Below are 14,074 nucleotides of genomic sequence, written 5' to 3'. Positions count from 1 at the left end.
TAAAAAATATTTTGTAAATGATAGCGCAATAAGCATAGAACCTGCTTAATTTTCCCACAAATCCGGAATATTTTTACGATATTTACAATCTTGTATAAATCTAAGAACATGAACAGACGACATTTTTTCAGAACAACAGCTGCCACAGTAGCAGCTACGGCTATTCTGCCGGATCATTCATTGATGGCATCTCCTGTTACAACTTCTTCTATGGCTAAAAAAAAGAAGATAGGTATTCAGCTATACAGTCTGCGTGACGATATGGCTAAAAACCCGGAAGCAACCTTACGTGAAGTAGCCAAGATGGGTTACAGTTTTGTAGAAACATACGGGTATAGTGACGGGAAGTTTTTTGGCAAAAGTCCTAAGGAATTTGCTGATTTTGTGGGTAGTTTAGGTATGAAAATGACCAGTTCGCATACCGGATTTAATATCTATGATAACGACTCGGACAAAGCCTGGGATGCTGTGAAAAAGAACATGGAAGACACAAAGGCCGCCGGTAGCAAGTGGATTGTACAGGCCGGCTATCCGGGAGCACACTATACCAAGCTGGACGAAGTAAAACGACTGGCCGACATCTTCAATCGAGTTGGTGAACTGGCAGCTAGCTTCGGCCTGAAGTTTGGCTATCACAATCACCGGGAAGAATTCCATCCCATCGAAGATCAGATCCCGTATCAGCTATATCTGGAATTAACGGAGAAACGCCTGGTGGCTTTTCAGATGGATATCGGCCATGTGGCGAATGAAATGGCGGATTACCGGATGTATCTGAAGCTTTATCCCGGACGTTTTGGTTGTCTGCATATTCGTGATACCGATGTTAAAACCAAGGTGGCAACAGAAATGGGGCATGGGCATGTAGCTTTGGAAGATGTGTTTAAGCTTTTTTCTAATGCTGGGGTTGAAGACTATTATGTAGAACAGGAAGAATATAACTACACACCGCTTAAATCGCTAAAAATGTGTTACGATTACCTGGCAGCAGCAAGGTTTGTTGCCTGGTAAGATAAAAAAGATTGTATCTTTGCAGGCTTAATACGTATTGAATATGTCTGCATCAAAAGAAAAGGTACTGATGCGTACTTCCTGGATTAGTACCATTGGCAATGCTATACTGTCTGTCGCTAAGATCGTTATTGGTTTAGCTTCAGGCAGTCTGGCTGTTTTGGGGGATGGTATTGATTCGGCTACGGATGTGGTTATCTCGGTTGTGATGATCTTTACAGCCCGGATTATGAACCGCCCTCCCGACAGTAAGTATGTCTATGGCTATGAAAAGGCAGAAGGAATAGCTACCAAAATCCTTTCACTTGTTATCTTTTATGCAGGGGTTCAGATGCTTGTATCCTCCGTGCAAAGTATCTTTTCAGAGGAGCCAAGACAGCTTCCTGCCACTATTGCCATCTATGTTACACTTTTTTCTATTATCGGCAAACTAGGGCTGGCATTCTACCAATACCGCCAGGGCAAGAAGATCGGCAGTTCTATGCTGATAGCCAATGCCATGAATATGCGTAACGATGTGCTTATCTCTGCCAGTGTATTGCTGGGTTTATTCTTTACGTTTATCCTGAAGATGCCGATTCTGGACTCGGTTACCGGATTGATCGTCAGCTTCTTTATCCTTAAAACCTCCATCAGTATTTTCATGGATTCAAATGCTGAACTGATGGACGGTGTGAAAGACGTAAGCATTTACAACAAGATATTTGATGCCGTAGAACGAGTACCTGGCGCCAGTAATCCACACCGCGTACGCTCCCGCCTGATCGGTAACATGTACATGATAGACCTGGACGTAGAAGCCGATGGCAACCTCAGCCTGAACGAAGCACACCACATCGCCCACGAAGTAGAAAAAAGCATCAAAGCCTCCATCGAAAACGTCTACGACATCGTAGTCCACATCGAACCCAAAGGCAAACACCACCCCGCCGAAAAATTCGGCATAGGCAAAGAAAACCTTCCGGGGTAATTCTATTTATTTACCAAAATTACGGGTTACGAAAGGTAGGCAGGTGTACAAGGCAGAGTGCCAGTATTCCCAGGTGTGCCCTCCGTCGCGAACGCGGAACTGGCAAGGGATTTGTGCTTTGCGCATGGCTTGTGTAAACTCGATGTTTCTGTCGAGCAAGAAGTCGTCGTCGCCGCAATCTACAAACCATACTACACTGCGGAGTTGTTCTTTCCGGCGTCATCTGCCTCTTCCACGTATTTCACACAGCTATGTTCGATCACCGATTTGGTGAGGATAGCCATCTTGTCGTCCGGACTTTGCGAAGGAGCTGCTCCCTGTTCCGGTATAGACATCAAAGCACTCATGGCGTATGCCGAAGAGAACATATCGCTGTGGCGTTGTGCATAGCAGGTGGCGCCTCCTCCTCCCATGGATAAACCGGCAACGGCACGATGCGCCTTATCGGCTATCACCCGGTAAGTTGATTCAATATGAGGCAGAAACTCTGTATAGAAGAATGTTTCATATTTCCAGCCCGGCATGTCAAAGTAACCATTCCAGACTCCTTCATAGATATTGCCTCCGGCATTCGGGCTAACGATGATCATCTCGCAGGCTTCACCGCTTGCCACTAATTGGTCCATCACATCTTTTACATAGCCCCGTTCAAACCAGTCTTTGTTGTTGCCCATCATGCCATGCAGCAGATAGAGGATGGGGTATTTCCGGTCTTTCTCCGTGTCATAGCTTTTGGGCAGAAAAATGTTGTAATCCCGCTCGGCATCTAATACCTGGCTTTTGATTGTTTTCGTTTCTACTTTACTTTGTGCCCCCCAGTCGTATTGAGCAATAGCGGGTAGGGTGAACCCTATTGCCATGATTAAGAGAATTGCTTTTTTCATGATTACTTGTTATTTGAGTTACTCTTCAGGCTTATATGCCTGTACAAAGTTACCAACAATAGTTGAATCACAGGCTTTCGAGGAATAGGTAATTACATCTTAATTATCATCCTTATCGTCCCACAACTGTAGAACACGTGTTCTACAATTGTTGAACTCATGTTCTACATATGTTGAACACATGTTCAACAACTGTGGGATTTAATATCTTTCGTTTTTCCTGTCGTTTCACTTCTCATCCGGCTTGAAGAAGAAATTTGGTGTTTTGCCCGGCGAATACTGGATTCTTTTGGCTAAATTTGCACAAACTTTTATATTAAATGCCCAAATATATTTGCTTTTACTTGCTGGCTTTCATGCTGTTCTGTGGTTGTAAGGGAACAGAGCAGACAACTGAGATTATCCATGTATCGGTTCTGCGGGGACCTTCGGCTATTGCGCTGGCTGAATGGATGAAGTATCCTCCTGTGCTCGACGGGAAGAAACTGTCTGTCAGGATTATTGATTCTCCTGATTTGATGCAGGCTAAGATGATTAAGAGGAAGACAGATATAGCCGTATTACCGATGATAAATGCTGCCAACCTGTACAATAAGAAAATCCGCTATATACTGGCCGGTTGCCCTATCTGGGGAACGCTCTACCTGGTGGAGAGGAAAGATAAGGCGGCGGATGATCGCTCGCTGTTCGTCTTCGGAGCCGGGACGAATCCCGACATCCTTACCCGCTATTACCTGCAGCAACAGGAATTAGACTACTCCCTGGATTATTCCTTTGCTACAGTACAGGAAGTGATGCAGGCTTTGTATGTAGGTAAAGCCAGCCGGGTAGTTTTGGGCGAGCCTTATTTAAGCATGGCGCTGCGAAGAGACAGTACGCTACAGATCGTAGCAGACCTCAACCTGCTGGAAAATACAGCCGGATTTGCACAGACGGCTATCTTGCTCTCTCCTGCGCTGGAAAACTATCGTCACGAGATAGACAGCCTCCTGGAAAAGAGTTGCCGCTTTGCCAATGAGCAGCCCGAGGAGGCCATCCGCATCCTTACATCCCGTCAGGTATTCTTTTCCGATGCGCTTACGAAGGAGAGCATCAAACGCTGCAAGATCAATTACATTCCGGCTCAGGATTCGGAAGAAAGTATCTGTAAATTCCTGGAAGTGATCTATAGTTATGAACCAAAGGCTATCGGAGGAAAACTACCCGACGATGCCTTTATAAGTGGCCCGGAAAGATGAAAAAACAACTGCCGGCATTGATTTCTATTGTGTTTCTGCTTGTTGTATGGCAAGTGGCAGCACAGATTATCAACCATCCGGAGCTGTTTCCTTCTGTCCTTCAATCGCTTCAGACGCTGGGTTTGCTGTTCATAACTCCTTTGTTCTATCAGTCACTGGGAGCTACCATCCTTCGCGGGCTGACAGGCATTCTGTTTTCGCTTGTTCTGGCGGGCAGCTTTGCCGTTCTTTTTGCCCGCTATAAATACTTGTACGAAGCCTTCAGGCCTATACTTACCCTGATGCGTTCGATACCTGTCGTCTCGTTTATCTTGCTGGCGCTTATCTATCTGCATGCGGAAAGCATACCGCTGATCATTGCCTTTCTGGTGATGTTTCCTTTGCTTACCGAGAACCTGACCAAGGGGATATTACATCTGAAACCGGCTTATACTCATATGGCGCAGGTATTTCTCATTACCGGGAAAAGGAGGTTGCTGCACATTTACTATCCGCAGATAAAGCCGTTTTTGTTCAGTGGCTTGTCTTCTGCCTTGGGATTCGGTTGGCGGGCCATTATCATGGGAGAAGTGCTGGCTCAATGCACCTGGGGAATCGGTAGCGAAATGAAGCGGGCGCAAGTGTTCATAGAAGTGCCCGAATTGCTGGCCTGGACCATTATAGCTATCGTGATCAGCTTCATCTTTGATAAAGGGATCGCCAGGCTTGAAAAGCTAAGACTTCCGCTTTCTTTCCCGGCTATCGACAGGGAGATACCTTTGATTCATTCGGATATACAGATGGAGGATATCGCCTTCTCCTACAACGATAAAAAGGTGATAGACCATTTTACATTTACCTTCCATTCAGGGAAAATCTATGGTGTATCAGCTCCTTCGGGGGCAGGGAAAACAACCTTGTTGAACCTGATAAACGGCATCCTGATACCCGACAAAGGAATATTCTGTATAGACCGATCCCGGGGGATTGCCTCTCTGTTTCAGGAGCCTTTGTTACTCCCGGATTTGTCTGTGTTAGAGAATTGTTTGCTTCCCTTGTCCGCTTGCTATTCCAAAGAGAAGGCCACGGGTAGGGTGAGGGAGATATTATCCAGGTTTCAGATGGAAGAATATGTCGATCGTATGCCGGACGAATTAAGCTACGGACAACAACAACGGGTAGCCATGGTCCGCGCGCTGGCCTTCCCTTCTCCTTTCCTATTGATGGATGAGCCTTTTAAAGGGCTGGATAAAGAACTGATATACATAATTACTGATTATATAAAAGCAAGGCAGCAGACGAAAAATCAGTTGCTTATCTTTACTTCCCACAAAAAAGAAGAGTTGGAACTATTAGCGGATGAACTTATTTATTTCCCAAAATAAGTATCTTTGGGCTGAAAAAGAAATAACAATAATATGACTACATTATTCCATACCCTGATATCACGCACATTGGGTATTCCTTCCGGACAAGTTGAGAGGACTGTCGGATTGCTTAGCGAAGGAGCAACCATCCCCTTCATCAGCCGCTATCGTAAAGAAGTAACAGGCGGGCTCGACGAAATACAGATAGGCAATATCAAAGATCAGTATGACAAGTTGACGGAGCTGGCCAAGCGGAAAGAAACCATCCTGTCTTCCATCGAAGAGCAAGGCAAGCTGACACCCGAACTAAAGAAGCGGATTGAAGAATCGTGGGATAGTACAGAAATAGAAGACATCTACCTGCCGTACAAACCCAAACGGGTGACAAAAGCGGAGATAGCCCGCAAAAAGGGCTTGGAACCGCTGGCAGAAATCATACTAAAACAAAACGAACGAGACCTGGACATTCGCGTACAGGCCTTTATCAACGACGAGGTAAAAGACGAGAAAGAGGCACTGCAAGGCGCGCGGGACATCATTGCCGAATGGGTAAATGAAAACGAAGAGGCTCGTAATGCCGTGCGTAACTCCTTCCAGCATACGGCTATCATTACTTCCAAAGTGGTGAAAGGCAAAGAAGAAGAGGGCGCCAAGTACCAGGACTATTTCGACTTCAACGAACCGCTGAACCGTGCCAGTTCGCACCGCCTATTGGCCTTGCGCCGGGGCGAGGCAGAGGGGGTATTGAGGGTTAGCATCTCACCGGATACGGAATCTTGCCTCGACAGGTTGCACCGCAAGTTTGTAAAGGGACGGAATGCCTCAGCCGATCAGGTGGAAGAGGCAGTGGATGATTCGTTCAAACGTTTGCTCAAGCCTTCCATCGAGACTGAATATGCCAACCTCAGCAAGGCCAAAGCAGACGAAGAGGCCATTCGCGTATTTGCCGAGAACCTTCGCCAGTTGCTCCTGGCTCCTCCTTTGGGACAAAAGAGGGTATTGGGTGTAGATCCCGGCTACCGTACCGGTTGTAAGTTGGTTTGCCTGGATGCACAGGGAAGCCTGTTACACAACGAAACCATCTATCCGCATCCGCCGCAGAATGAAAAAGGAAAGGCTGCCGCCAAAGTGGCTCAGTTGGTGTCTATGTACGCCATTGATGCCATAGCTATCGGAAACGGGACGGCCAGCCGCGAAACCGAGCGCTTCATCACCGAAATCCGCTACGACCGCAAAGTACAGGTGTTCGTTGTCAGCGAAAACGGGGCTTCCATCTATTCGGCCTCTAAAACGGCTCGCGATGAATTTCCCGAGTATGACGTCACCGTGCGCGGGGCAATCAGCATCGGGCGCCGCCTGATGGATCCCTTGGCAGAGCTGGTAAAGATTGACGCGAAAAGCATCGGCGTAGGACAATACCAACACGACGTAGACCAGAGCTTGCTTAAGAAAAGCCTCGACACGACAGTAGAAAGCTGCGTAAACTTAGTGGGTGTAAACGTCAATACCGCCAGTAAGCATTTGCTCACCTATATTTCGGGACTGGGCCCTACCTTGGCACAAAACATCGTAGACTATCGTACAGAGAACGGGCCGTTTAAAACGCGTAAAGAGTTGAAAAAAGTGCCGCGCATGGGCGAGAAAGCCTTTGAACAAAGCGCTGGGTTCCTACGCATACAGGGTGGAAAGAATCCGCTGGACAACTCAGCCGTTCACCCCGAAAGCTATCCGATAGTAGAGCTTATGGCCAAAGACTTAGACTGCTCCGTAGAAGATTTGATTGTAGACAAAGGACTGAAAAAGAAGCTCAAATTAGAAAAATATATGACGGAGACGGTAGGGATGCCTACCTTGCTCGACATCATGGAAGAATTGGACAAACCGGGACGCGACCCACGCCAGGCCATCCAGGTATTCTCCTTCGATCCGACCATTAAAACCATTGAAGACCTGAAGAGCGGACAGGTATTGCCCGGCATTGTAACGAATATTACCAACTTCGGCTGCTTCGTAGATATAGGTATCAAAGAAAACGGGCTGGTACATATTTCCGAACTGGCCGATAGGTTTATCTCCGACCCAACCGAGGTAGTGTCTATCCATCAGCATGTAAAGGTAAAAGTACTGAGTGTAGACCTGCAAAGGAAGCGCGTACAGCTATCCATGAAAGGACTCTGATATGAAAGTAAGTAAAACGAATGCCGCCCGCTTGCTGGACAAGGCGAAAATAGCCTATCAGCTTGTTCCCTACGAAGTAGACGAGAGCGATTTAAGTGCCACCCACGTAGCCGACCAATTGGGCGAAAACGTAGAGCAGGTGTTTAAAACGCTCATCCTTCACGGCGACAAAAGCGGGTATTTCGTTTGCATCATACCGGGTGACGAAGAAGTAGACCTGAAGAAGGCAGCCAAAGCCTCCGGAAACAAGAGCTGCGAAATGATCCCCATGAAGGAATTGCTGCCGCTTACCGGATACATCCGGGGCGGTTGTTCTCCCATCGGGATGAAGAAGCCTTTCCCAACGTACATCCACCAGAGCGCCGGGCAATTCGAGCAGATTTACATCAGCGCCGGACAGCGCGGACTCCAGCTATTCCTTGCCTCATCCGACCTGATCAGCATTACAAAAGCTACCGTCTGCGACCTGGTGAGCAACCGCTCGTGAGCCAATACATATGGCACGTGAGCTATTTATTTTCGCTCGTGAGCCATTAAAATTTAATAACGTCTGAATGAGAAGGAATATCCTGTCGCTTTATCTGATAAAGCTTTCCAAGTGGTTTACACTGGTGATGCCTATTATCGTGCTCTTTTACGGAGAGCATGGACTGGGCTTGCAGGATGTTTTTATACTGAAAAGTGTCTATTCGATTGTTGCCGTCACTTTGGAGATACCTTCCGGCTATCTGGCAGACGTGTGGGGGCGGCGCAAATGCCTCATCCTGGGCTGTATTTTGTTCTTCTGCGGATATCTTTGTTACTCGTTTACCTTCACTTTTGCGGCATTCTTAGTAGCTGAGGTATTACTGGGCGCCGGGCAAACCTTAGTGAATGGAGCAGACTCGGCTCTATTATATGATACCACTGTACATTACAAAAAAGAGAACCTGTATCTGCGCTACGAGGGACGGATCACGATGATCGGCAACTTTGCGGAAGCCGTAGCCGGTATCATTGGCGGACTGCTGGCTGCTTACTCCCTGCGCTTGCCTTTTTACGGGCAGGCAGTCATAGCCTTTACAGGTATTCCGGCTGCTTTTGCATTGAAAGAGATCCGGCTGGCGGATAAAACGCAAAACCCACTCTCCGAAATTCTTCGCATCATCAAATATTCCTTGTTTACGAACCGGAAACTGTGCTACAATATCATGTTTTCGGGAGTCATAGGCGCTGCCACCCTTACGATGGCCTGGTTTGTACAGCCCCTGCTTATTTATCTGGAGACGCCTACCTCTTATTTTGGGATTATCTGGACCGTCCTGAACCTCACGGTCGGTATCGCCGCGCTGTATTCCGACAGGATAGAAGAACGGCTGGGCATGAAGCGGTCGAACATCCTGATCTTAGTTTTTATTGTAGGTGGGTATGTGGCTCTGGCGTATAATCTCAGCTACCTGGGGCTTGCTGTATTGTGGGTCTTCTATATTTTTCGCGGATTTGCTACTCCTATCCTCAAAGGATACATCAATCAACTTACTTTCTCGGATATGCGGGCAACGGTCTTGTCTATCCGCAATTTTGTCATCCGCCTGATGTTTGCCGCTATCGCCCCCTTTATCGGCTGGCTCAACGACGCTTACTCCCTTCAGACCGCTCTATTGGTCTCCTCTCTCGTTATCTTTATTCCCGGGCTGCTTTTCCTTTTGTTGCAAATCAGGGAAGAAGTTTAGGGTTTAAGGTCTAATGTTCAATGATGAACGATTAATGTTTTATAAGTCCCTTAAACCCTAAACACAGACTACATTTTATCTTCTATTCTGAAATAGTCAAAATCGGCATACCCGCCTGTTTCTTTCGTAGCGTAGTTGAACAACGCAAAGCGATAGCCCATGAAATGCACAAGGGTGTACTGCATCTTCAGAGAATTGCCAATCGGCTTCCATTCCTTACCATTCAGGCTGTAATAGAAATAGCCGATATCTATCCGGTCTCTGAAGTCGCATGCTGCCTTGAAATAAATCTTATTCTTGTTCAAAGGTACTTTCTCTACTTCTACTGGTTCTTTCGATTCCCCGTTCACCATCACGATGTACTTCTTTCCATCTATGATCTTCACACCCACCTGTCCAAACTTGCTTTGGAGGAGCGAAAGACCAGCAAAGTCTCCTTCCTTCATTTTGGAGACGTCCATACAAACAGAACCCGAACAAACCGGGCCTATGGTGCGTTGCGTCAAGGTGTTTTTAGCTTGCATGAAAGAAGACTCCACACGCCCGGTAGTAAGACGCAAATACCCTTTACGGGCAGACACAGACCAGAGGGAATTATCCGGATTATGGTTCCACTGCCATACAAGAGGCAAAGCCGCTTCTCCCGACTTACGTGTAAAATCATCCGAATTAACAATTCCCGGAATAAGCCCTTTGCTTGCCGGAAGGTCCAATTTATCAGGAGCCACACCGTTTATCCCCAATACAGGCCAACCCTCCTGCCACTGCACAGGCACCAGATAGGGAATGCGTCCCACGGAACCGCAATCCTGAAACAAGTAAGCAAACCAACGTCCGTCCGGTGTATCCACCAGTCCGCCTTGGGCAATGCCGCGATCCTGAAAAGCAACTCTTCCTTCATAAGGGCCTGTAATCTTGTCGGCACGGTATACCAATACCGTACGCATGCCGTTGGTAGGCCAAGTAATGTTAAACATATAATACTGCCCGTTAATCTTGAACAGTTGCGAGCCTTCAGCTCCCAGCATTATCTTATCACCTGCCGGGGCACTGGCGTTTTCCAGCAACACCCGTTCCGTGCCTTGTTTCACTCCCGACAAATCATCTTTCAACTCTACTATAAACAACTTCCCGTTGCCGTAAATCATATAGATACGCCCATCGTCATCGAAGAAAAACGTATGATCATGATAGGAAGGCGAGAACTCTATGCGCTTCCACGGCCCCTTCTCAATATCCTTAGTAGTAAAGAAATATGTCTTGTTGGTCGTTTGTGCAAAGGTAGATACGTAGTATGTTCCCTTATGAAAGCGAATGCAGCTGGCCCACGAGCCCCGTCCGTACGTACTTTGTCCGTTGTCCAGGTTCATGGAAGGAACATCATCGCACAAGGTATCATATACATAACTCACCAGTTCCCAGTTTGCCAGGTCCTTTGATTTCATAATCGGCACACCCGGCGCCATGTGCATCGTGGTACTACTCATATAGTACGTATCACCCACACGGATCATTGACATATCCGGCACATCTGCGTAAATCAGCGGATTAGAAGCTTTCTCCTGAGCCTGTACAAACGATAATATACCGGAAAGTAAACAAAGCGATACTAATATTCTTTTCATTTTCAATATTTATTTTAGCCCTTTACTTGAATAATAAAGGAGCAAAACGATATAAACTTTCTCTCCATACAGGCCATGTATGTCCTCCCGGAGTTTCATAATACGTATATGCTATTCCTATTTCGTCAAAACGTTTCATCATGATCTGGCAATTGTTATAAGCAATGTCTTCTTGCCCGCCCATGGAGATCCAGAACTTTTTGAAATTATGATTGTACAACTCTTTTTTCTCTTTTAAGAGCGAATAATACTTTTCCGTATCATCAGTATTCCGGAACCCTTGAGGAGGCGTTGCCCACCAGCCGGAGCTAAATACACCCAAATAAGAGAATAGTTCAGGATGCGTAATTCCGGCATTTAGTGTCTGGATTCCTCCCATAGAAAGGCCAGCTAATGCCCGGTGTTCCCGTTCGGTTTTTACCCGGAAGTTTTTCTCTACAAAAGGAATGCAATCGTTCAGAAGCTCAGATGTAAAGTCTGCTGAGTTGCCATCTGTCATGACAATAACCATAGGAAGAGCTTCTCCTTTCGCTATCAGATTATCCATGATAATGTCTGTTAATCCCTGCTGTGACCAACCTCTTTCATCTTCTCCACCTCCATGTAAAAGATAAAGCACGGGGTAAGTGGTATTGCTCTTTTCATAACAAGGAGGCGTATACACGAACATTCTCCGCCAATCCTTAGCTGTTGTCGAATAATAACGTTTCATCCGGATATCCCCGTGAGGAACATCCGACAAGTAAAACTGCTTAGTACCTTCCGGGTAAGGGATTTCTATTCCACTCGCCATCATGCCACAGCCGAAAAACGACTCGCTTGCAGGATCAGCTATCGAAACACCATCCACTATCAGGAAATAATAATGAAAGCCGGGACCTAACGGATCGGTGGTGCAACTCCATTCGCCTTCCTTGTTTTTTATCATATCATATTTGCGCCCTAAATCAATCTGTACCTTTGCAGCTTCCGGTGCTTTCACCTTGAATTCTGCACGGTTGTCAGGCAGTATGCGCGGATATTCAGCTCTTCTCACGTTCAGTGCAGAACGATTACCGGGCAAATCTGTGTCAGCCGGTTTCATCGATTGCGCATATGCAATCGATACCATACCCATGAGAATTAAGTGAATAATAAATGTTTTCATAAGTATCTTTATTTATTTGTTTTGTTTTTTGAAAAGATTAGGTATAAACTCATTCAGGCATCTCCGCCAGGTGAGCCACTCATGTGCTGTTCCTTGTGATTCGTACGAAGCAACACGGATGCCCATATCCCGAAGGTTTTTAATCAGTTGCTCAGTACCCATGTTTTCTTCTGTGCCGCTACCCAGGAACAGGTAATGCACTTTCTTGTTGAAGGCGGCTGCATCTGTAAATACCCCATTGAAAGCATCTTTCACATCCAGCCCAAAGATAGCTCCGCTGAAACCTCCAATATATGAAAACTTATCCAGATTGGTAAGTGTAATGTCGAATGTCTGTTTGCCACCCCATGACAATCCCGCCATGGCACGATGTTCCCGGTCGGTATACGTGCGGAATGTTTTGTCTATCATGGGGATGAGATCGTTTACCATCAGCGTAGCGAAAGAAGCGCCATACAATTCGCGCTCTGCATTCACATCTTTTCCGGGACGAGGGCGGAAGCCTACTTCTATATCTCCGCTTTCCATTACGACAATCATCGGCTCGCACTTGCCTGCGGCTATCTGATTATCAAGAATGTTATACATAAAGCCCTGTGTGCTCCAACCTGTTTCATCTTCACCCATGCCGTGTTGCAGATAGAGTACCGGATAACGCTTTTTCGTGTTTGTTTCATACTCTGCGGGTGTGTAAACCAGGCAACGACGGAAGCGCTGCTGACTCTCGGAGTAGTAAGTGCAAGTACGTACTTGTCCGTGAGGCACGTTCTGCGTACGATAATAATCTCCTTCCTTACCTTCGGGCACTTCAATGCCACTGGCCATGCGACTGCATCCAAAGAATGTACAGCTCATAGGATCAATAACTGAAAATCCGTCTACTAACAAAAAGTAGTAGTGGAAGCCTACCACCAGCGGGTCAGTCTTTGCTGTCCACCAGCCGTTTTCGTCTTTGCTCATGTCATATTTCTTGCCGCATACATCCACCTGAAGACGCTTTACATCCGGCGAATAGATCCGGAAGTACGCCCGGTTTTCTTTATCCAATCGGGGGAAATTGCTGCCATGCATGTTGGACGATGCCTCAACCGTATGCTTCAATACATCTTCCGTTGTAGGAAGTTTTATACCCATCCGGTTGAGCATCTGTTCGGCATAGCGACGGCCTAATACGCGATAGCCCGCAGCATCGAAGTGCAGATGATCGTTCGCACAGCTCAGTCCGGCAGACGACACGACAGCAGAATTTTCTATCACCTTTGGCAGTGTGGCGATGATCGGGTTCATACTTGCACAGGTGCCACCGTGATCTGCATTCACTACCTCTCCGGCCAGCAAGGTTACGTCTTCGGCTTTCAGGTTCAGGTCGGCCAACAGGCTTTCGTATACGTTTTTCACCTTTAGTGGCCAATCTTCTTCACCGGTGTTTGATTCGCCCTGATGAAGTAGGATACCTTTTATCACGCCCTCTTTCTGTGCTATCCGCGCCATCTCTACCAAACGTGCATAAGGGTCGTTGTCATACTCTTTCAGCATGCCGAGCATCCACTGGGGAGCGGTTTTAACGTATTCTTCGCGTTTGTCTTTCTGAAACAGTTCTATTTTGCAACCTCCTATAGCTACGTGTACTACTCCCACCCGTACGTTTTCCGGCAGGTTCTCTATCATGGTCCGCCCAAAATAGTCCGCAGGCGTTAGCCCCGTGTTGGGGCGGCACAGCGGAGCACGAGCCGGATACCATTCACCCTTTACCCTGCCCAGCGCTTTGTTATCAACAGCAGATAGCACTTGGAAGCGTGGATTCACTATCGTATCTTGTGCTTCATAAGGGGCATTTCCTTCCATATTGGATTGCCCTAAACATAAATAAATATGGAAATTAGGATCCTGTGCAAAAGCTGTTATGTTCAACAGCAGCAAACTCAATAATACGAATCCTAAAGATAAAAATCGTTTCATGGTA

10 protein-coding genes and 1 pseudogene are annotated in these 14,074 nt (G+C 46.7%); 7 read left to right on the top strand and 4 right to left on the bottom strand.

Features of this window, described 5'->3' with window-relative positions:
• Window positions 1–108 precede the first annotated feature (108 nt).
• Together M2470_RS07000 and M2470_RS06995 are read left to right on the top strand one after the other, a co-directional pair.
• Window positions 109–1,011, top strand: coding sequence for a sugar phosphate isomerase/epimerase (locus M2470_RS07000; protein ID WP_280744328.1), 903 nt, complete (start codon window positions 109–111; stop codon window positions 1,009–1,011).
• 43 nt (window positions 1,012–1,054) lie between these two features.
• Window positions 1,055–1,981 (top strand): cation diffusion facilitator family transporter, encoded by a 927-nt coding sequence (locus M2470_RS06995; RefSeq protein ID WP_280744327.1) that lies wholly within the window; start codon window positions 1,055–1,057, stop codon window positions 1,979–1,981.
• Window positions 1,982–1,987: 6 nt separating this feature from the next.
• On the opposite strand, the pseudogene M2470_RS06990 reads toward M2470_RS06995, so the two are convergent.
• Window positions 1,988–2,865, bottom strand: a pseudogene (locus M2470_RS06990) (alpha/beta hydrolase-fold protein).
• Window positions 2,866–3,185: 320 nt separating this feature from the next.
• Here M2470_RS06990 and M2470_RS06985 point away from each other — a divergent pair.
• The 5 genes from M2470_RS06985 to M2470_RS06965 all read left to right on the top strand — a co-directional run bounded on the left by M2470_RS06985 (window position 3,186) and on the right by M2470_RS06965 (window position 9,339).
• Window positions 3,186–4,103 carry an ABC transporter substrate-binding protein gene (locus M2470_RS06985; RefSeq protein WP_280744326.1) on the top strand — a complete coding sequence of 306 codons (918 nt, stop codon included), beginning with the start codon at window positions 3,186–3,188 and terminating at the stop codon, window positions 4,101–4,103.
• Entirely contained in the window at window positions 4,100–5,467 is a 1,368-nt protein-coding gene (locus M2470_RS06980; protein WP_280744325.1) for an ATP-binding cassette domain-containing protein, read from the top strand. Before M2470_RS06985 ends, M2470_RS06980 begins: the two co-directional genes overlap by 4 nt.
• Before the next feature lie 33 nt (window positions 5,468–5,500).
• Complete coding sequence (locus tag M2470_RS06975) at window positions 5,501–7,627, top strand: Tex family protein (protein ID WP_280744324.1); 2,127 nt, start codon at window positions 5,501–5,503, stop codon at window positions 7,625–7,627.
• A gap of 1 nt (window position 7,628) precedes the next feature.
• Entirely contained in the window at window positions 7,629–8,114 is a 486-nt protein-coding gene (ybaK, locus tag M2470_RS06970; protein WP_280744323.1) for a Cys-tRNA(Pro) deacylase, read from the top strand.
• 67 nt (window positions 8,115–8,181) lie between these two features.
• Window positions 8,182–9,339, top strand: coding sequence for an MFS transporter (locus M2470_RS06965; RefSeq protein WP_280744322.1), 1,158 nt, complete (start codon window positions 8,182–8,184; stop codon window positions 9,337–9,339).
• Window positions 9,340–9,407: 68 nt separating this feature from the next.
• On the opposite strand, the gene M2470_RS06960 is transcribed toward M2470_RS06965, so the two are convergent.
• From M2470_RS06960 to M2470_RS06950, 3 genes are read right to left on the bottom strand one after another with little or no spacing between them, the layout of a single operon-like run.
• Complete coding sequence (locus M2470_RS06960; RefSeq protein WP_280744321.1) at window positions 9,408–10,964, bottom strand: glycoside hydrolase 43 family protein; 1,557 nt, start codon at window positions 10,962–10,964, stop codon at window positions 9,408–9,410.
• A 22-nt stretch (window positions 10,965–10,986) separates the two neighbouring features.
• Complete coding sequence (locus M2470_RS06955; RefSeq protein WP_280744320.1) at window positions 10,987–12,111, bottom strand: alpha/beta hydrolase-fold protein; 1,125 nt, start codon at window positions 12,109–12,111, stop codon at window positions 10,987–10,989.
• Window positions 12,112–12,123: 12 nt separating this feature from the next.
• Window positions 12,124–14,070 (bottom strand): sialate O-acetylesterase, encoded by a 1,947-nt coding sequence (locus M2470_RS06950; protein ID WP_280744319.1) that lies wholly within the window; start codon window positions 14,068–14,070, stop codon window positions 12,124–12,126.
• Window positions 14,071–14,074: the final 4 nt, after the last annotated feature.

The sequence above is a fragment of the Parabacteroides sp. PH5-46 genome (genome assembly GCF_029892785.1).
Classification (GTDB): Bacteria; Bacteroidota; Bacteroidia; order Bacteroidales; family Tannerellaceae; genus DFXE01.
Note: the sequence above shows the minus strand (reverse complement) of the source record. Positions and strands in the feature narration are given on the sequence as shown.